This window comes from Rhodococcus daqingensis (assembly GCF_042665615.1).
Taxonomy (GTDB): Bacteria; Actinomycetota; Actinomycetes; order Mycobacteriales; family Mycobacteriaceae; genus Rhodococcus_G; species Rhodococcus_G daqingensis.
On record NZ_JBHTCS010000021.1, the window covers coordinates 10,605 to 31,193 of the forward strand.

Annotated in this window: 3 protein-coding genes; 1 reads left to right on the forward strand and 2 read right to left on the reverse strand. The window is 72.1% G+C overall.

Annotated features, from left to right (window positions below; genetic code table 11):
- Positions 1–3: 3 nt before the first annotated feature.
- Positions 4–891 (forward strand): glycosyltransferase family 2 protein, encoded by an 888-nt coding sequence (locus tag ACFQS9_RS17290; protein ID WP_378406872.1) that lies wholly within the window; start codon positions 4–6, stop codon positions 889–891.
- Here the strand turns inward: ACFQS9_RS17290 and ACFQS9_RS17295 are convergent.
- Together ACFQS9_RS17295 and ACFQS9_RS17300 are read right to left on the reverse strand one after the other, a co-directional pair.
- Positions 888–1,772: a glycosyltransferase family 2 protein gene (locus tag ACFQS9_RS17295; RefSeq protein WP_378406874.1), complete on the reverse strand. Its 885-nt coding sequence runs from the start codon at positions 1,770–1,772 to the stop codon at positions 888–890. The two genes, ACFQS9_RS17290 and ACFQS9_RS17295, sit on opposite strands and share 4 nt — an antisense overlap.
- Positions 1,769–20,548: a non-ribosomal peptide synthase/polyketide synthase gene (locus ACFQS9_RS17300; RefSeq protein WP_378406876.1), complete on the reverse strand. Its 18,780-nt coding sequence runs from the start codon at positions 20,546–20,548 to the stop codon at positions 1,769–1,771. The genes ACFQS9_RS17295 and ACFQS9_RS17300 overlap by 4 nt, the downstream gene beginning before the upstream one ends.
- Positions 20,549–20,589: the final 41 nt, after the last annotated feature.

Below are 20,589 nucleotides of genomic sequence, written 5' to 3' on the forward strand. Positions count from 1 at the left end.
GCCATGCCAGCGAAAAGCCCTGACCTCGTCTCGGTGATCATCCCCGCCTACAACACGATGGGCGTCATCGATGTGCAGTTGACCGCGCTGGCGGAGCAGGACTACCAGGGCGCGTTCGAGGTCATCGTCAGTGACAACGGCTCCACCGACGGCCTCGCCGAGCACATCGACGGCCACCCGCTCCGAGAGATCCTCGACCTCCGGCGCATCGACTCCTCCGCGACGAAGGGCGCCCCCCACGCGCGAAACGCGGGAGCCGCAGCGGCCCGGGGCGAGTACCTGGTCTTCTGCGACGCCGACGACATGGTGCACCCGGAGTGGCTCGGCGCGTTGGTCGCGGCGGGGCAGGAGTACGACTCCGTGAGCGGGCCCGTCGAGACCACGACCCTCAACACCCCGAAGGTTGCCTCCTGGCGACCGGTGCAGCCCCCGGACAAGCCCGAGGAGACACCGGATTTCCTCAACTTCGGGCTGTCGGGCAACCTCGGGCTGTGGCGCCGGGTCTTCGACTCGGTCGGCGGCTTCGACGAATCCCTGAACGTCGGCGAGGACGTCGACTTCACCTGGCGGATACAGCTCGCGGGCTTCACCTTGGGACACGAGCCGAAGGCCATGGTGGCGTATCGGCTCCGTGACAACTATCGAGCCCTGTGGCGCCAGTCGTTTGCCTACGGCCAGGCAGGACCCGAGCTCTACCGGCACTACCGCTGGTACGGCCTGCGGCCCACCAAGCCGTTGCCGCTCCTCGTGTTCGCGCTGGCCCTGGTGTTCCGGAGTCCGATCGTCCCCCGGTTCATCTCCCGCCTGTCCACGGGCGGCTGGATCTACTACACCGCCTTCGCGGCGGGCCGGATCTCCGGCAGCGTGAAGTACCGGATCTGGTTCGTCTAGACGAACCAGACCCGGTGTCTGATGCTGCCGCGGACGCGACCGACCGCGCGGGCCAGGTAGGTCAACCACTGCCCCCGCGGAAGACGGGTGACAGCTCTGGGCAGCAACGGGTTTCGGATCACCAGCAACACCGCCACCACGGGGAGGGCGAGCAGGTTCCGACGGAACCCGTCGGCCCGGTACCGCGCGTACAGCAGCGGATCGACCTCCCCGTAGGAGACGCTCTGGTCCCACAGCGCCCGGTAGCTGGTCCGGAGCCGGTACGCGGTCATGGCCTCAGGGGCGTGGCCGAGCGAGTAGCCCGCCAACTGGGTGCGCCAGGAGAAGTCCATGTCCTCCCCCGCATGGCCGAACGACTCGTCCCATCCCCCGACGGCATCGAAGACGTCCCGCCAGACCCCACAGTTGCTGCCGCTGGCGAACGCGAGGAACCCCGGGAACTCGAAGCCGCGTTCCGGTGGCGCCATAATGACGCGCTCCGCGATCTCGGGTGCGTTGATCGAACCGGTCTCCAGCCCGCCGCTCACCATGTCGAACTCGCGAGCAGCCTCCACCAGTGCCGACAGCCACCCCGGGTGCGCGCGATCATCCGCATCGCAGAAGGCCAGGAACTCGCCGTTCGACGCGGCGACACCGGCGTTGCGGGCGTGCGCCGCGCACTGCACGTCGGGGGCGTCGACGTACCGCAGTCTCAACCGCTCCCGTAAGGGATGGTCCGCCAGGTGATCTCCCAGCCCGTCCGTGGACCGGTTGTCTCCGACCACGACCTCCAGGTCGCCGGCATAGTCCTGCGCGGCGAGCGCCTCGAGTTGCTCGTCGATCACGCCGCGCGCGTTGTAGGCCGGGATGACGACCGACACGAGCTTCGGCGGCTGTCTCACTCGGTCCCCCTGGTATCCCTGCTCACGGTCGACAGAATCTCCGTGTAGCGCTTCACGAGCAGCTCCCCTGCCGCCGCGTCGAACAGATCGGTCGAATACAGCACGCCACCGGTGATACCCGCGGGCGCGCCGTCGTCATCGTAGTGGTCGTTGAGGCTGAACTCGATGTCGTGCTTGGCGACCTCGGTGACGAACGGGTGCCCCTCGATCCGCAGCCCGCCCAGGTCCACGTCGATCTCGCCGCCGCCGGGCTGCAGGATCAGCTCCACCTGGAACAGGCGGTCCCGGGTTCCGAGCGCCTCCTGCAGGCGGGGATTCGAGACGTCCGGGTGGGCGAAGGCACCCAGCGCGACGTCACGCACCTGGGCGACCAGCTCCGTGAACGGCTCGCCCTCGTGGACGGTCACCGGCATCAGCACATCGTCGGAGAAGTTCCCGACGACCTCGGCCAGCGCCGCCTCGTCGCGGCCCGCGATCGAGGTGGCCAGCGTGACGTCCGCAGCGGACGCGAGATCGCTGACCAGGACCGCGAACGCGGCCTGCATCACCATGAACAGGCTGGCCCGGCACTCGTGCGCCAGCGCCAGCAGCGCCGCGTGGGTGTCCGCGTCGATCGACACGCCCGCGGTGGCCCCGGCGGTCGTCCGCTTCACCCGGCCCGGGCCCGCGAGTTCGAGGCGGCGGGTCCTGCCCTCCAGTGCCCGCAGCCAGTACTGCAGCTGCCGGTGCGCCTCGCCCTCGGTGTCCGCGTCGTCGCCGAGCACCTCGTGCTTCCACATCGTGTAGTCGCCGTACTGCACCTCCAGCGGCGCCCATTGCGGTTCGATGCCCGCCGTGCGCGCGGCGTAGGCGATCATCACGTCGCGGGTGAGCACGCCCATGCTGGCCCCGTCCGCGGCGATGTGATGGACGACGATCGCGAGCACGTGATCGTCCTCGCCGAGCGCGAACAACCGCATCCGCAAGGGCAATTCGCGGGAGACGTCGTAGTCTGCCCACAGGTACCGCTGCACCTGCTCGTCGAGCTCGGCCGCCGACACCTCGACGCGCCGCAGCTCCGGGATCGCGTCCTCTGCGGGCACCAGGACCTGCACCGGCCCCGTCGGGGAGTCCGGGTACACCGTGCGCAGCGCCTCGTGCCGGGTCACCACGTCGGCCGCGGCCGCGCCCAGGACCTCCACGTCGAGCGGACCGCGAATCCGCAATGCGACCGGGATGTTCCAGTCCCCGTTGCGGGTCTCGTGGTTGGCGACCCAGATCCGCTCCTGCGCGGGCGCGAGCGGGATCTGCGCCGGCCGCGGCCGGGCCCCGAGCCGGGGCCGGTTCGGGTCGTGCGCGTCCACCCGGCGGGCCAGCGCCGCCACCGTCGGATCCTCGAAGAACTCGCGAACGCTGACGGCGGCATCGAAGACCTCGCCCATCCGCGCGGTCACCCTCGTCGCGAGCAACGAGTTTCCGCCGACGTCGAAGAAGTTGTCCTCGGCGCCGATCCGCGGGCGGTCGAGCAGGTCCGCGAAGATGCCCGCGATGATCTGCTCGGAGGGTGTCGAGGGTGCGCGGAAGGCGCTGGAGCTGAGGAACTCCGGCTCGGGCAGTGCCTTCCGGTCGAGCTTGCCGTTCACGTTGAGCGGCAGCTCGTCCAGGAACACGACCAGCGACGGCACCATGTAGCTCGGCACCCGCTCGCCCACGAAGGCGAGCAGGGGCTCCGCGGTCGGCGCCTCGCCCGCGACGGGCACCGCGTAGGCCACCAGGCTCTCGGCGCCGTGTGGTCCGCGGTGCACCAGGACCACGGACGCGTCGACATCCGGGTGCGCGGTCAGCGCCGACTCGATCTCGCCAAGCTCGATCCGGAACCCGCGCAGCTTCACCTGGAAGTCGCTGCGGCCGACATAGTCGAGTTCACCGTGCTCGCGGCCCAGCCAGCGCACCACGTCACCGGTGCGGTACATCCGGGAGCCGTCCGGGCCGAACGGATTCGCGACGAATCGCTCGGCCGTCAGGTCAGCGCGGCCCGTGTACCCGTGTGCGAGCTGAGCGCCGGCGATGTACAACTCACCGGGCACCCCGACGGGCACCGGGTGCAGGCGCGCGTCGAGCACGTACACCTGGGTGTTCCACTCGGGCACACCGATCGGCACGGTGCGCTCGACCTCGGGCCCGCAGCGGTGGTGGGTCACACTCACCGCCGCCTCGGTGGGCCCGTACAGGTTGAACACCGCCGCGTCACTGAACTCGGCGAACCGGCGGACCGTCTCGGCGGGCAGCGCCTCACCGATGCAGATCACCCGGCGCAGCGAGTCGACCGGCTCCGGGCCCACCGACGCCAGGAACGCCGTCAGCAGCGACGGCACGAAGTGCATCGTGGTGACGCGACTCTCGCGCATGAGCCGGGCAAGGTACGCCGGGTCCTGCTCGCCACCGGGCTTCGCGATCACCAACCGGGCCCCGGCGGTCAGCGCCCACCAGAACTCCCACACCGACAGGTCGAAGGTGGCCGCGGTCTTCAGCATCACCGCATCGTCGGCGTCCAGCCGATACTCGGACTGCTTCCACAGCAGCTGGTTCGCGATCGCCCGGTGCGGCACCGCGACGCCCTTCGGGCGCCCCGTCGAGCCGGACGTGTAGATCACGTACGCGGTGTTCTCCGGCCGCAGCGGGGCGATCCGGTCCGCATCGGTGATCGGCGCGGGACTGCGGTCGTCACCGAGCGCGTCGACCAGCAGCAGCTCCACCCCCTCGGGCGGCGTGACGGAGACACCGGTCGTGGTCAGCACGACCACCGGCCGCGCCGAGTCGAGCACGTAGGCGGTGCGCTCGGCCGGGTGGTCCGGGTCGATCGGCACGTACACGCCGCCGGCCTTGGCGACCGCATACATCGCAACGACCAACTCCACCGAACGCCGGATCGCCAGTCCCACCCGGGCTTCCGGGCCGACGCCGTGGGCGATGAGCTCGCGGGCCAGCCTGTTGACCCGCGCATCGAACTGGGCGTAGGTCAGCTCCTCGCCCTCGAACACCGTCGCGATCGCCGCCGGCGTCCGGCGCACCTGCGCGTCGAACAACTCGGCGAGGGTCGTCGCGGGCACCGGATGGGCGGTCTCGTTCCACGCCGACACCAGCTCCTCGCGGTGCAGGTCGTCGAGGATCGGGATGTCGCCGACGACGGCGTCGCGGTCGGCCACCACGGTCCGCAGGATCCGCTCGAACCGGGCCGCGAACTGCGCAACGGTGTCCCGGTCGAACAGGTCGGTGGCGTAGGTGAAGGACGCGGCGATCTCCGCGGGTTCCCCCGAATCGTCGTGCCGGTCCACCAGCGTCAGGTGCAGGTCGAACTTCGCCGGCTCGAACCCGGCGTCGAGCACCCCGATCTCGAGGTCCGGCAGGGTGAACCGGTTGCGTTCGAGATTGTGGAAGGACAGCGCCACCTGGAACAGCGGGTGCCGGGCGGTCGACCGGGTCGGGTTGAGCACCTCGACGAGCCGCTCGAACGGCACGTCCGCGTGGCCGAAGGCGGCCAGGTCGCCTGCACGCACCAGGTCGAGCACCTCGGCGAATCGCTGCTCCGGGCTGACCCGGGTGCGCAGCACGAGGGTGTTGACGAACATGCCGACCAGGTCGTCGAGCGCCTCTTCGCCGCGACCGGCGATGGGCGATCCGATCGCGATGTCGGATTCGTTGCTCAACCGGCTCAGCAGCACCGCGAGGGCGGCGTGCATCACCATGAACAGGGTGGAGTCCTGGCCGCGGGCGAGATCCAGGAGCGCGCGGTGCATCCGGGCGTCCAGGGTGAACGCGTAGGTGTCGCCGCGGTAGGACTGCTCGGCGGGCCGAGGCCGGTCGGCGGGCAGGTCGAGTTGCTCGGGCAGGCCCGCCAGCTCGGCGGTCCAGTAGCCGACCTGACGCGCGGCCACAGAGTCCGGGTCCTGCTCGTCGCCGAGCACCGCCCGCTGCCAGAGGCTGTAGTCCGCGTATTGCACCTCGAGCGGCGCCCAGGACGGCTGCGCCCCGTGCAGGTGCGCCGAGTAGGCGACCATCACGTCCCGCGCCAGCGGACCCATCGAGAAGCCGTCCGCCGAGATGTGGTGCACCACCAGCGCGAGTACGTGCTCGGTCTCGCCGACCCGCAGCAGCCGCACGTGCAGCGGGATCTCGGTGGTGACGTCGAAGCCGGTGGAGGCCAGCTCGATCACCCACGTCAGCACCTCGTCGTCGCCGACCGGGATCGGCACCAGCTCCGGGACCGCCTGGTCGGCGGGCAGGATCACCTGGCACGGTCCGGCATCGGTGTCCGGGTACACGGTGCGCAGCGACTCGTGCCGTTCGATCGCATCGGCCACCGCGGCGCGCAGGGCGGCCACGTCGAGCCTGCCGGACAACCGCAGCGCGAGCGGGATGTTGTTCACCGCGGAGGCCGTGTCGAAGCGGTTGAGGAACCACATCCGCTGCTGTGCCAGCGACAGCGGAATCCGTTCGGGCCGTTCCATCCTCGCCAGCGGGATCCGACCGGACTCCCGGGACGCGGACTCGGCGCGCACGGCCAGCTCCGCGACCGTCGGGTGATCGAACACCACCCGGATCGCCAGCGAGGTGCCCAGCGCGGAGTTCACCCGGGCCACCAGCCGCGTGGCCAACAGCGAGTTCCCGCCGAGCTCGAAGAAGCTGTCGTCCACCGACACCCGCTCCGCGCCGAGCAGCTCGGCGTAGATCCCGGCGATGGCCTCCTCGACCGGGTTCGTCGGACCGCGGAACTCGCGGTCGGTCACGAACGCAGGCACCGGCAACGCGCGCCGGTCCAGCTTGCCGGTCGCGTTGATCGGCAGCGCGTCCAGCACCATCACCGCCGACGGCACCATGTAGGCGGGCAGCGCCTCGCCGATCGCCGCGCGCAGCTCCTGCGGGTCCAGGACGGCGCCCGCCTCCGCAATCACATACCCGACCAGGTTCTCCCCGGTGTGCGGGTCGCGGTGCAGTGCGACCACCGATTGGGCGACGCCCGGGCGGCCGACCAGCGCCGCCTCGATCTCGCCCAGCTCGATGCGCAGGCCGCGCAGCTGGACCTGGGTGTCGCCGCGGCCGACGAAATCCAGTGCCCCGTCGCGGGTTCGGCGCACCAGGTCGCCGGTGCGATACATCCGCTCGCCGTCGCCGTACGGGTTCGCCACGAAGCTCGAGGCCGTCAGGGCGCCGCGGCGGTGGTAGCCGCGGGCGAGGCCGGGCCCGGACAGGTACAGCTCGCCGACCACCCCGACGGGGACGGGACGCAGCCGTCGGTCGAGCACGGCCGCCCCGGCACCCTCGAGCGGGGTCCCGATGGTGATCCGGTCGCCTTCGCGCAGCGGCTCGGTCACGGTGATGACGATGGTGCTCTCGGTGGGGCCGTAGCTGTTGAAGAACCGGCGACCGGGCGCGAACCGGGCCACCAACTCGGGCGGGCAGACGTCGCCGCCGACCATGACCGAGCGCAGGTCGTCGAGCCCCTCCGCGTCGACGGTGCCGAGCGCGGCGGGCGCGGTCAGGATGTGGCTGACCCGCTCGGCCCGCAGCAGCGCGGCCAGCTCGCCGCCGCCGATGACGCCCGGGGGTGCGATGACCATGGTCGCGCCCGCGCTGAACCCGACCAGCATCTCGAACACGGACGCGTCGAAGCTCGACGACGAGAACCGCAGCACCCGAGACGCACTCGTCACGTCCAGCTCGGTGCGCACGTCCGCGCAGAAGGTGGACAGCCCGGTGTGGGTGACCACCACGCCCTTCGGGACGCCGGTGGAACCGGAGGTGTAGATCATGTACGCGGCGCCCGCCGGATCGATCGGCGCGCCGAGCTCGTCCGCCGTCACCGGACCCGCGGGCAGTGCCGCCGATTCGCGGGCGAGCGCCTCGTCGTCGAGCGCGAGCCACTCGACCTCGCCGGGCAGCCGCTCGCGCTCACCGGCGACGGTGAGTCCGAGGACCGCCCCCGAGTCGGTGAGCATGTGCCGCGCGCGCTCGGCGGGCAGCGCCGGGTCGATCGGCACGAAGGCCGCCCCCGTCTTCGCCACCGCCCAGAGGGCGACCACGGATTCGGCGGACCGCACGAACGAGGTGGCCACGAACGACTCCGCACCGATGCCGCGGCGCAGCAGCACCCGCGCCAGGCGGTTCGACTCGGCATCGAGGTCCGCGTAGGACATCTCGGCGCCCGCGCAGCGCAGGGCCACGCCGTCCGGGTCGATGGCCGCGCCGGCCGCGAGGATCTGCGGCAGCGTGCGCACCGGCGGTGCGGGTAGGGCCGGGCCCGCCTGTGCGGCGAGCCGTTCGGCCTCGTCGAGCACCGGGACATCCCCGACCGCGATCCCCGGGTCCGCCGCGACGGCCTCGAGCACCCGCAGCAGCCGACGCGCGAACGCGTCCACGGTGTCGTGGTCGAACAGGTCGGCGGCGTAGGTCACCGAGGCGGCCATGCCGCCGCCCGCGCCGAGCTCGCGGAAGGTGAGCTCCAGGTCGAACTTCGCGACGTCGACGCCGGGGTCGAGCGCGGCCACCTGCAGGCCCGGCAGCTCCAGCGAGCCGACGCCCTGGTTCTGCAGCGACAGCCCCACCTGGAACAGCGGCGAGTGTGCCTGCGACCGAGGCGGATTCGCCGCGTCCACGACCTGCTCGAAGGGCACGTCGGCGTGGCCGTACGCGGCCAGGTCCACTCCCCTGGTGTTCGTCAGCACGTCGACGAAGGGGGCGCCCGGCTCGACCTGGGTGCGCAGCACCAGCGTGTTGACGAACATGCCGACCACGTCGTCGAGCGCCTGCTCGCCGCGGCCCGCGATCGGGGTGCCCACCGAGATGTCGGTGCTCCCGCTGAGCCGGGCCAGCAGCACCGACAGCGCGGCGTGCAGCACCATGAACAGCGTCGCGTTGTGCTCGCGTGCCAGCGCGTTCAGCGCCGCGGTCAGCTCGGCGCCGACCTCGAGGTCCGCGCGGGCGCCCCGGAACGACGCGATCGCGGGCCGGGGCCGATCCGTCGGCAGCTCGAGCACGCCCGGCGTGCCCGCGAGCTGACCGCGCCAGTACGCGAGCTGCCGGGCCGAGACGGACAGCGGGTCCGCCTCGTCGCCGAGCACCCGACGCTGCCAGAGCGCGAAATCGGCGTACTGCACGGGCAACGGCAGCCAGGACGGCTGCTCACCGATGGTCCGCGCGGAGTAGGCGAGCATGAGGTCGCGCGCGAGGGGCACCGTCGAGGCGCCGTCGGCGCTGATGTGGTGCACCACGAGCACCAGCACGTGCTGGCCCTCGGCGGAGCTTGCGGAGCGACCATCGGAACTGCCGGCGAGCCGGAAGAGGCTGCCGCGCACGGGAACCGCGGCGGTCACGTCGAAGCCCCGCGACAGCAGCGTCAGCATGGCCGCACGCAGCTCGTCCTCGCCGTCGACCTGGACGGGCGTCAGGTCGAGCTCGACACGCGCCGCGGGCACGATCACCTGATGCGGGCCGTCATCGGCGGCCGGGAACACCGTGCGCAGCGACTCGTGCCGCTCGATCACATCGCGCACCGCGGCCGCCAGCGCGGCCACGTCCAGCTCGCCGGTCAGCCGGACGGCCAGCGGGATGTTGTAGGCCGGCGACTGCGGGTCGAACTGGTTGAGGAACCACATCCGCTGCTGTGCGGCCGAGAGCGGCACCCACGCGGGACGGGCCTCGGCCACGAGCTCCGGCCGGACGATCTCCCGCTGCGCGCCGTCGACCCGGGCGGCCAGCGCCGCGACAGTGGTCGCCTCGAACAGCTCCCGCACGCCCAGCCCGGTGCCGGCGATCGCGTTGATCCGGGACATCGCCCGGGTCGCGCTCAGCGAGTTGCCGCCGATCGCGAAGAAGTCGTCCGCCGCGCCGACCCGCTCGAGGCCGAGCACCTCGGCGAACACGTCGGCCACGGAGGTCTCGGTGCGGGTGCGCGGCGCGACGAACTCGCGGACCGTGAACACCGGCACCGGCAGCGCCCGGGTGTCGACCTTCCCCGCCGGGGTCAGCGGCAGCTCGTCCAGGACGGTGATCGCGGACGGCACCATGTAGACCGGCAGCAGCTCCCGGGCGTGCTCGGTCAGGGTGTCCGGATCGGCGGTCCGCCCCGCCGCGGGCAGCACATAGGACACCACCGCCACCACGCCGTCCGAGCCGGTGTGGCCGACGGTGATCGCCGTCTGCACGCTCGCGTGCCCGGCCAGCACCGCGTCGATCTCGCCGAGCTCGACGCGGTGGCCGCGGACCTTCACCTGGAAGTCGGTGCGGCCCAGGTACTCCAGCTCGCCGGCCGCCGTGTACCGAACCAGGTCGCCGGTGCGGTACAACCGCGAACCCGGCTCGCCGAACGGATTCGCGACGAACCGCTGCGCGGTGAGCCCGGACCGGCCGTGGTAGCCACGCGCCAGGCCCACACCGGTGACGTACAGCTCGCCCGCGACCCCGGCGGGGACCGGGTGCAGCCGCCCGTCGAGGACGACGGCGTCGGTGCCGACGACCGGCGCGCCGATCGAGACCGGCTTCCCCGGATCCAGCGGCCCCTGGTGGGTGGCCATGATGGTCGACTCGGTCGGACCGTACGCGTTGAACATCCGGCGTCCCGGCGCCCACCGCCGGACCAGTTCCTGTTCGCAGGCGTCGCCGCCGACGACGACCACGCCGATCGCGTCCAGCCCGTCCGGGTCGAGGGTGGCGAGCGCGCCGGGCGTGACGAAGGCGTGCGTGACGCCACCCGCCCGGAGCACCTCCGCCAGTTCGGCGCCGCCGTAGACCCCCACCGGCACCACGACCATGGCCGCGCCCGCGCCGACCGCCATCAGCAGTTCGAGGATCGACGCGTCGAAGCTCGGCGACGCGAAATGCAGCGTGCGCGAATCCGGTCCGGCGGCGTAGGCCGCCCGCTGCGCGGCCACGAAGGAGGCGAGTCCGCGGTGCGTGACCACCACGCCCTTGGGCGTGCCGGTCGAGCCCGAGGTGTAGATCATGTACGCCGGGTGCCCGGGCCGCAGCGGTGCGAGCCGGTCGGCGTCGGCGACGGGGCCGGCAGGCGCGGCGGACAGCTCGGCCGCCGTTACGTCATCGTCGATCGACAGCCAGGACACCGCGTCCGGGAGTTCGCCCCGGTGGGCGGACAGGGTGACACCGATGGTCACCGCGGAATCGGCGACCATGTGCGCGATCCGCTCGGCGGGGTAGGTCGGGTCGATCGGCAGGAACGCCGCGCCCGTCTTCGCCACCGCCCACAGCGCCAGGACCGACTCGATCGAGCGCGGCACGGCAAGCGCGACATACGATTCCGGGCCGACTCCGCGCGAGATCAACAACCGGGCCAACCGGTTCGAGCGCTCGTCCAGCACGCCGTAGGTGAGCCGGGTCTCGCCCTGGATCAGCGCGATGTCGCGCGGGTCCCGGATCGAGCCGAGCAGCAGGTCGGGCAGCGTGCGGATCGGGGCCGGCGCCGGGCCGGTCACCGGCACCAGCGTCGCGCGCTCGTCGGCGTCGAGCAGGTCGAGGTCGCCGACGGGCCGCGAGGGGTCTCCCGCACCGTCGCGCAGGATGGTCAGGAAGCGCGCCGCGAAGCCCAGGGCGGTGCGGCGGTCGAACAGGTCCCGCGCGTAGGTGAAGGCCGCGACCGCGCCGGACGGATCGCCGCTGTCGTCGAAGTGCTCCGTCACGGTCAGCTGCAGATCGAACTTCGCGATCCCGAAATCGATCGGCTCCGAGGCGATCTGCAGGCCGGGCAGGGCGATGGCGTGTTCGCGGGCGTCCTCGAGCGCGAGGACCACCTGGAACAGCGGGTGGTGTGCGGTCGAGCGGGCCGGGCTGATCACCTCGACGAGACGCTCGAAGGGCACGTCGGCGTTGCCGTACGCGGCCAGATCGGTGGCCCGGACCTGGTCGAGCAGCGCCGCGAACGAGCGAGCCGGGTCCACCTGGGTGCGCAGGACCAGCGTGTTGACGAACATTCCGACGACGTCGTCGAGGGCCTGCTCGCCTCGCCCGGCCACCGGGGTGCCGACGGCGATGTCGCCGGTGCCGCTCATCCGCGCGAGCAGCACGGCGAGCGCGGCGTGCAACACCATGAACGGGGTCGAGTTCGTCGACCGGGCAAGGTCCTTCACCGCGCCGTAGGCGGCGGCGTCGAGTGCGCACTCGACGGTTCCGCCGCGGAAGGACGGCACCGCGGGCCGCCTGCGATCGGTGGGCAGGGCCAGCACCTCGGGCACGCCGGCCAGGGCCGCGGTCCAGTAGTCGATCTGGCGGGCGGCCGTGGAGTCCGGGTCGTCCTCCGAGCCGAGCACGGCACGCTTCCACACCGCGTAGTCCGCGTACTGCACGGGCAGCGGCGCCCAGGACGGCGCCTGTCCGTCGGTGCGGGCGGAGTAGGCCTGCACCAGATCCCGGGCGAGCGCCTGGATCGACCAGCCGTCGATGCTGATGTGGTGCACCACCACGACCAGCACGTGGTCGTCGGGGCCTGCCGCGAGCAGCGTGAGGTCCAGCGGGATCTCGGCGGTGACGTCGAAGCCGGAGGCCACCGCGGCCCGGACACGCTCGGCCAATTCGGCGGTGCCGACCGTCTCGTCGCCGCGCAGCGCGTCCAGGGCGAGCTCGTCGAGCGCCTCGGACGTCGGCAGGATCTGCTGATACGGGCCGGACGGCGAGTCCGGGTACACCGTCCGCAGCGACTCGTGCCGCTCGAGCAGGTCCGCGACGGCCTCCGCGAGCGCATCGACGTCGAGCGTGCCCGTCATCCGCAGTGCGGCGGCGACGTTGTACGCACCCGAGGCGGGGTCGAACCGGTTGAGGAACCACATCCGGGACTGTGCCGGGGACAACGGGATCGGATCCGGGCGCGGACCGGCGACCAGCTCCGGGCGCTGCACGTGCCCGGTGAGCACGTCGTCGACGACGGCGGCCAGACCGGCGACCGTCGGCGCCTCGAACAACTCGCGCACGCTCACCCGGGTACCGAACTCGGCGTTGACCCGGGCCAGCAGCCTCGTCGCGGCCAGCGAGTTGCCGCCGAGGTCGAAGAAGCTGTCCGCGGCGCCGACCGGGTGCTCGGATCCGAGGACGTCCCCGTAGATCTCGGCCAGGCTCAGTTCCGTCGGGGTGCTCGCGGCCACGAACTCGGCGGTGCCCACGAACTCGGGGGCGGGCAGCGCCTTGCGGTCCAGCTTGCCGCTCGGGTTCAGCGGTAGCTCGTCGAGAACCGTCAGCACCGAGGGCACCATGTACCGCGGCAGCGCCGCGGCGACCGCGTCCAGCACCGCGCCGGTGACCAGGCGTGACTCGTCCAGCACCCGATCGCCGCCCTCGGGACCGGTGGCGGGCACCGCGTAGGCCGCCAGGTAGTCCCCCGCCGGCCCGTCGCCGCGGACCACCACGACCGCCTGGGCCACGCGGTCGTCGCGCAGCAGGGCGGCCTCGATCTCGCCGAGCTCGATCCGCTGTCCGCGCAGCTTGACCTGGAAGTCGGTGCGACCGATGTACTCCAGCTCCCCGGACACGTTCCAGCGGACCAGGTCGCCAGTCCGGTACATCCGAGAACCGGGCTCGCCGAACGGGTTCGCCACGAAGCGATCCGCGGTGAGGTCCGGCCGCGCGACGTATCCGCGGGCCAGCTGCACGCCCGCCAGATAGAGCTCGCCCGCGACACCGACCGGCGCGGGCCGCAGCCCGGCGTCGAGCACGAAGGTCTGGGTGTTCCACACCGGCGCACCGATCGGGACGACCGTCTCGCCCGCCGTGGTGCGGTGGTAGGTGACGTCGACGGAGGCCTCGGTCGGCCCGTACAGGTTGTGCAGCTCCGCGTCGGTGCGGTCGTGCAATGCCGCGACGGTGCCCGGCGCGAGCGCCTCACCGCTGGTGAAGATCCGGCGCAGCGAGCCGCACCTGCCGATGTCGGCGCCCATCAGGAACACCTCGAGCATCGACGGCACGAAATGCATGGTGGTGACGCCGTACTCGCGGATCACCGTCTCGAGGTAGGCGGGATCGCGGTGACCGTCCGGTTCGGCGATCACCGTTCGTGCCCCGGTCTGCAGCGGCCAGAACAGTTCCCACACCGAGACGTCGAACGTCGCGGGGGTCTTGAGGAGCACCACGTCGTCCTCGCCCAGCGGGTAGCTCTCCTGCATCCAGCGCAGGCGGTTGACGATTCCCCGGTGCGGGACCGCGACGCCCTTGGGCCTGCCGGTCGATCCGGACGTGAAGATCACGTACGCGGTGCCGTGCGGGCGCAGCGGCGCCGACCGGTCCGTCTCGCGCACCGCGGACGGTGAGAGCCCCGCGAGATCGAGCTCGTCCACCGCGACCGTCGCGACGGAGGGGGGCATCGACTCGCGGTCGGCGGCGGTGCTCAGCACCAGCACCGGAGCGGACAGCCCGGCGACGTACTCGATTCGCTCGTCCGGCTGTTCGGGGTCGATCGGCACGTAGGCGCCGCCCGCCTTGAGCACCGCATGGATCGCGACCACCATCTCCGCCGAGCGGCGCATGGCGATCCCGACGAGCGACTCCGGCCCGACACCGGCAGCGATCAGGTAGCGCGCCAACCGATTCGCCCTTGCGTCGAACTCGGCATAGGTCAGCGCCTCGGTGCCGAAGACGACCGCGATCCCGTCGGGCGTCCGGGCCACCTGCGCGTCGAACAGGTCGACCAGGGTGGCGGGCGCGACGTCGTGGTCGGTGTCGTTCCAGCTCGTCAGCACGAGCTCGCGTTCGGTGGAGCCCAGGACCTCGACACCGCCGGCGGGGATCTCGGGGTCCGCGGCAATCGCACGGAGGACCAGCGCCAGCCGGTCCGCGAGCGTGGTGGCCTCCATGAGGTCGAACAGGTCGGTGCGGTACCGCAGGTGCAGGTGCAGGTGCGGGTCGAGGATCGACATCAGGGTCAGCGGATAGTGCGTCGCATCGCGACCCTCGAGCCCGGTGACGCGCATGCCGGCGATGTCGGTGTTCTCGTCGAACCCGGCGCGGTCCACCGGGTAGGACTCGAAGACGGTCAGGGTGTCGAACAGCGGCCCCAGTCCGGTCCGGGCCTGGATGTCGGCGAGCCCCAGCTGATGGTGCTCAAGCAGCGCGGTCTGCTCGTCCTGCACCCGGCGCAGCAGCTCCGCGACGCTCGCGTGCGGATCCACCCGGACCCGCACCGGCACGGTGTTGATGAACAGGCCGAGGATCTCCTCGACGCCGGGCAGCTGTGCGGGCCGGCCGGACACCGTGGCGCCGAACAGGATGTCGTCGCGGGAGAGCAAGCGGGACAACAGCAGTCCCCACGCCGTCTGGATGACGGTGTTGAGGGTGACGCCGTGGCCGCGGGCGAGGTCGCCGAGTGCGTCCACCAGTCCGGCGGGCAGCTCGACGTCCACCTCACCGGGCAGGCCGAGACCCGCGGCGGGCGCCTGCGCGGACGCGATCAACGTCGGCTCGGTCACCCCGTCGAGGGCGTCCGCCCACACGCGGGCCGAGTCGTCAGCATCCCAGTGCGCACGCCACTCCAGGTAGTCCCGGTAGCGGCGCGCATCGGTGACACGGCCCGAGGCTCCGCCCGAGGTGACGACATGGCCCGAGGCGAGCAACCCGGCTCCCGCGTCGCCCGCGGCATACCGGACCAGCAGCTCCCGCACCAGCAACGGCATCGACCAGCCGTCGAGGATGATGTGGTGGTTGATCAGCGCGAGCACGCACCGATCGGCGGAGAGGCGGATCAGCATCATCCGCAGCAGCGGCGGCCGGTCCATCGCGAACCGGGCCACCCGCTCCTCGTCCAGCAGGCGCGCGAGTTCGGCCTCGCGGGAGTCCTCGGCGACGTCGGTCAGGTCGATCTCCCGGAACGGCACCTCCACCTGGTCGAGCACGAGCTGGACGGCAATTCCGTTGTCGTCGTAGACGAATGCGGTGCGCAGGTTCGGGTGATGGGCCACCAGCGCGTTCGCGGCGCCGCAGAGGCGGGCCGGGTCGACGGTTCCGGCCAGGTCCATCACGAGCTGCGCGGTGTAGACGTCGACGGTGTCCGCGGCCAGGGTCGCGTGGAACAGAAGGCCGGACTGCAGCGGGGACAGCGACCACACGTCGGTCAGCGAGGGGTAGCGGTGATGCCAGCGGTCGATCTCGTGCTGGCTGACGGTCACCAGCGGCACGTCCGACGGGGTCAGTCCGCCCGCGTCGGGTCGCTCGGCATGAGCGGCGAGGCCCTCGAGCGCGCGGCGCCACAGCCCAGCGAACGCGTCGATCTCGTCGGCGGTGAGCACGGCCGGCTGGAATGCGAACGACGCCTGCAGGACCGGCCCGTCGGCGCCGTCCACCACCATCGCGTTGATGTCGACGGCAACGGCCGCGCTCATCGCCAGTCCGCTGCCCGCGTTCAGGTCCGGGGCGGCCGGGTCGGGGGTGAAGCCCAGGTGCCGCAGCGCCTCGCCCAGGTGCCCGGTACCGAGCCTGCCGAGGTAGTTGAAGCTGATCTGCGGTGTGGGCAGCGGCGCCAGCACGGCCCCCGCCTCCGCGTCGAGGTGGCGCAGCACACCGAAACCGATACCGCGCGAGGGCACGTCGAGCAGTTGCTCCTTGACCGCCTTGATCACGGTGCCCGCGGTGGGGCCGCCGGCCAGCACGTCGTGCAGGTCGCCGGCCGGCACCTCGAGGCGCACCGGGAAGGCGCTGGTGAACCAGCCGACCGTGCGGGACAGGTCCGCGCCAGCGACGGCCTCCTCCTCGCGGCCGTGGCCCTCGAGGGTCAGCAGCACGGACGGCTCGGCGATCCCGCGATCGCGGCGCCACTGCACCAGCGCGACGGCGAGCGCGGACAGCAGCCCGTCGTTGACGCCGCAGCCGAACGCGGCGGGCAGCGTGGTGAGCAGGCTCTGCGTGGTGGCCGCATCCAGCTCCACCTGCACCCGATCGGCGTCCCCGACGAGGTCGCCCGCCGGGTCGAGCGGGCGGCGGCCGAGCAGTGGGTCGGGCCCCTCGAGGATCTCCCGCCAGCGCGGCAGCTCCGCGGCGTGGTCGCCCGCGTGCGCCGAGTCCAGCACCCCTTGGGCCCAGCGGCGCAGCGAGGTGGCCACCGGCGCCAGGTCCGGTTCGGCGCCCGCACCGATCTGGGCCCAGGCGGTGGCGAGGTCCGGCAGCAGGATCCGCCAGGACACCCCGTCGACGGCGAGATGGTGGATGACCACGAGCAGGCGGCCGGCCGACGCCTGCGGGTCGATCCAGACGAGCTGTGCCATGACCCCGGCGCCGGGATCCAAACGCCGTGCGGCGGATGAGCATTCGGCGAGGAGCAGCTCGTCGAACTCCGGGCTGCCCGGCTCGGCCGGAGTCGCGACCCGGGTGATCAACGCGGCCGCGCCGACCGTTCCCGGCGCGCCGATCTCGAAGACCCACTCCCCGTCGGCGTCGCGGCGCAGGCGCGAGCGGAGCGCGTCGTGCCGGTCGAGTACGGCCTGCAGCGCCCGCCCGAGCCGGTCGGCGTCGACCTCCTCGGGCAGGGTCAGCAGGACCGACTGATAGAAGGCGTCGAAGTCGCCGCGACCCAGGATCGAAGCCGCGATCGGCGTCAGCGCGACGGGCCCGACTCCCCCGCCCTCGAGCTCGGTGAGCGTCGCCACGGGCGCCGCGGTCACCGGCACCGCGATCTTCGCGATCTCGGCAACGGTCTTGCGTTCGAACACTTCCCGCGCGGTGAAACTCAGCCCCAGCGCGCGGGCGCGGGCCACGATCTGCATGGCGATGATGCTGTCCGCGCCGACCGCGAACAGGGACTCGTCCACGCTCAACCGGTCCAGGCCGAGCGCCTCCTCGACGACGCCCGCGATGAGCTTCTCCGCCTCGGTGCTCGGCGCCCGGTACTGCTGATCGCGCGAACCGAAGACCGGCTCGGGCAGTGCCCGACGGTCGAGCTTGCCCGCCGAGGTGAGCGGCACCTGCTCGAGCGGCATCACCGCGGCGGGCACCATGTGTGCGGGCAGGAACTCGGCGAGCCGGGCGGTGACCGCGACCGCGTCGATGCCGGCGCCCGGCTCGGGCCGCACGTAGGACACCAGGGCGGTGCTGCCACTGGCGGTCTCGTAGGCGATGGTCACCGCGAAGTCGATGCCGTCCTGGGCCAGCAGGGCCGCGTCGATCTCGCCCAGTTCGATGCGGAATCCGCGGATCTTCACCTGGAAGTCGGACCGGCCGACGAAGTCGAGCTGGTGGTCGCCGGTCCACCGGACCTCGTCGCCGCTGCGGTACATCCGGGAACCGGGCGCGCCGAAGGGATTGGCCACGAACCGGTCCGCGGTCAGCTCCGGGCGGCGGTGGTAGCCGCGCGCCAGGCCGGCACCCGCCAGGTACAGCTCACCGACGACGCCGACCGGCACCGGCCGCAGCTTGCGGTCCAGCACCATCACCTCGGCGCCCTGGATGGGACGGCCGATGGTGATGGGCGCGCCGGGCTCCAGGGGATCGCCGGTCGTGATGACGATGGTGGTTTCCGTCGGGCCGTAGCTGTTGGTGAAACGGCAGACGTCCGCGAACCGCGCGACCAGGTCGGGGGTGCAGATGTCGCCGCCGACCACCACCGCCTCGAGGTGCTCGAGGCCCTGCGGGTCGACGGTGCTGAGCAGGGTCGGTGCCGACAGGATGTGGGTCACCCGCTGCTCCCGCAGCAGTGCGGCGAGTTCGTCGCCGCCGAACATGTGCTCGGGCGCGACGACCATCGTGGCCCCGGCGCTGAACGCCTGGATCATCTCGAAGACGGAGGCGTCGAAGCTGGCGGAGGAGAACCGCAGCACCCGCGAGGCCGCGGTGATCCGCAGCTCGTCGCGGGAGCCGGCGGCGAAATCGACGAGCGCCGCGTGGGTGACGAGCACGCCCTTCGGCACGCCGGTCGACCCGGAGGTGTAGATCATGTAGGCGGTGTTGCCGACCGCGAGCGGGGCCACCCGATCGGCATCGGAGATCCGTGCCGCCGAGCGCGACTCGCAGCGGCGCCGGACCGCGGTGTCGTCGAGGACGATCCAGTCGACGAAATCCGGCAGCAGCGAGACCTGGTCGGCGCCGGTGAGCCCGAGCAGCACGCCCGAGTCGTCGAGCATGTGGCTGATCCGGTCGGCGGGCAGCTTCGGGTCGATCGGCACGAAGGACGCCCCGGTCTTCGCGACCGCCCAGCACGCGACCAGCGCATCGGCCGAGCGGGAGAACGCCAGCGCGACAAAGGTCTCCGGCCCGGCGCCCGCGTCGATGAGCAGCCTCGCCAGCCGGTTCGACTTCGCGTCGAGCTCGCGGTAGCTGACCTCGGTCTCCGACGTCCAGATCGCGATGCCGTCCGGATTGGCGGCGGCGCCCGCGGTGAGCAGGTCCGGCAGCGTGCGGGCGGGCAGCGCCGCCGGGCCACGGAACGGCACCAGGTCCGCGTACTCGTCCGGGTGCAGCACCTCGAGGGCGGTGACGGCGGCGTCCGGCTCCGATTCGGCGAACGCGCCGAAGAACTCGAGGAACCGCGCGTGGTGCCCGCGCAGTTCCGCCTCCGTGTACAGGTTGGGATTGGCCTCGAAGTCGATGTGCGCGCGACTGCCCGCGACGCTCGGGTAGATGTTGACGGAGATGTCCTCGACGGGCCCGGTGGTGAGCACGTTGAGCCGGCCGACCAGCTCGCCGAGCCGGATCTCGTTGTGGAACATCATGATGTTGATGGCGGGGCCGAAGAAACCGCGCCGGGCGCTGCCCGACCCGGCATCGCGCCGGATGTCCTCGTGCCGGTAGCGCTGATGCCGCAGCGCGCCGGTCAGCTCGAGCGCGACGTCGCCGATCAGGTCGGCGGAGGTGGTGTCGTCGGCGACGGTCAGCCGCAGCGGGACCACGTTGGACACCATGCCGCCGGAGCGACGGAGCTTGGCGGTGGTGCGGGCCGACACCGGCAGGCTCAGCGCGATGTCGTCCTCGCCGGTGAGCCGGGACAGATAGGCGGCGACGGCGGCGACGGCGACGGTCGCCAGCGAGGCCCCTGACTGCCGGTCCGCGAGACGCGCCACGGCGGCCTCGGCCGCGGCGGGCAGCGGACCGCTGACCACCAGCGAGGAGGCGCCGACCGGGCCGGTGCGGCCGGAGAGGCTGATCGCGGGCGGCAGGTCGCGGGCCCGCTCCGCCCAGTGGTCGCGGTCCTTCTCGAACCGGCTGGAGCCGCGGTAGGTCGCCTCCTCGGCGCTGATGTCCGGCAGCGCGCTGGCCTTGAGCTCGTCGGGTTCGCGGCCCTCGACGTGGGCGGTGTACCGCTCGGCGGTGCGGCCCATGAAGGTCATTGCGCCGAAGCCGTCGAGCGCGATGTGGTGGATGCGGGAGTACCAGTAGTAGTGGTCGTCGCCGACGCGCAGGGTCACCGACTGGATCAGACGATCCGAGAGCAGGTCCATCGGCGCGCTGTACTCGGCGCGCATCCAGGCCTGGGCCGCGGCATGCGGGTCCTCGTCGCCACGGAAGTCGAGGTGCGACATCCGGTCCTCCAGCGAGTGGTCGATCTGCTGGAACGGCTCGGCGTCGACCTCGGTGATCCGAAGCATGCCGGTGCCCATCTCGCGGGCCGCCGTGGCACCGGCGTCGGCGAGCGCCTCGACGTCCAGATCGCCGACGATCTCGACGTACTGCGCGATCGCGATCGGGACGTCCCCGAGCAGGTGCTGCGCAAACCAGATACCGCGCTGAGCAGCCGAAAGGGGAAACAGCTCGCCCCTGGAGACCGAGCGCTCCTCGGTGGAGCCCGCAATACCGTGACCCCCGACGGGCCCGCGTTCCCTCGACAAAATCCGACCCCTCGATAGAGCAACAACTCGTGCAGGTTAGG

What these genes read in the sequence shown, in the direction of transcription:
- ACFQS9_RS17290 (WP_378406872.1), top strand. Translation starts at nt 4, where the DNA reads ATGCCAGCGAAAAGCCCTGACCTCGTCTCGGTGATCATCCCCGCCTAC.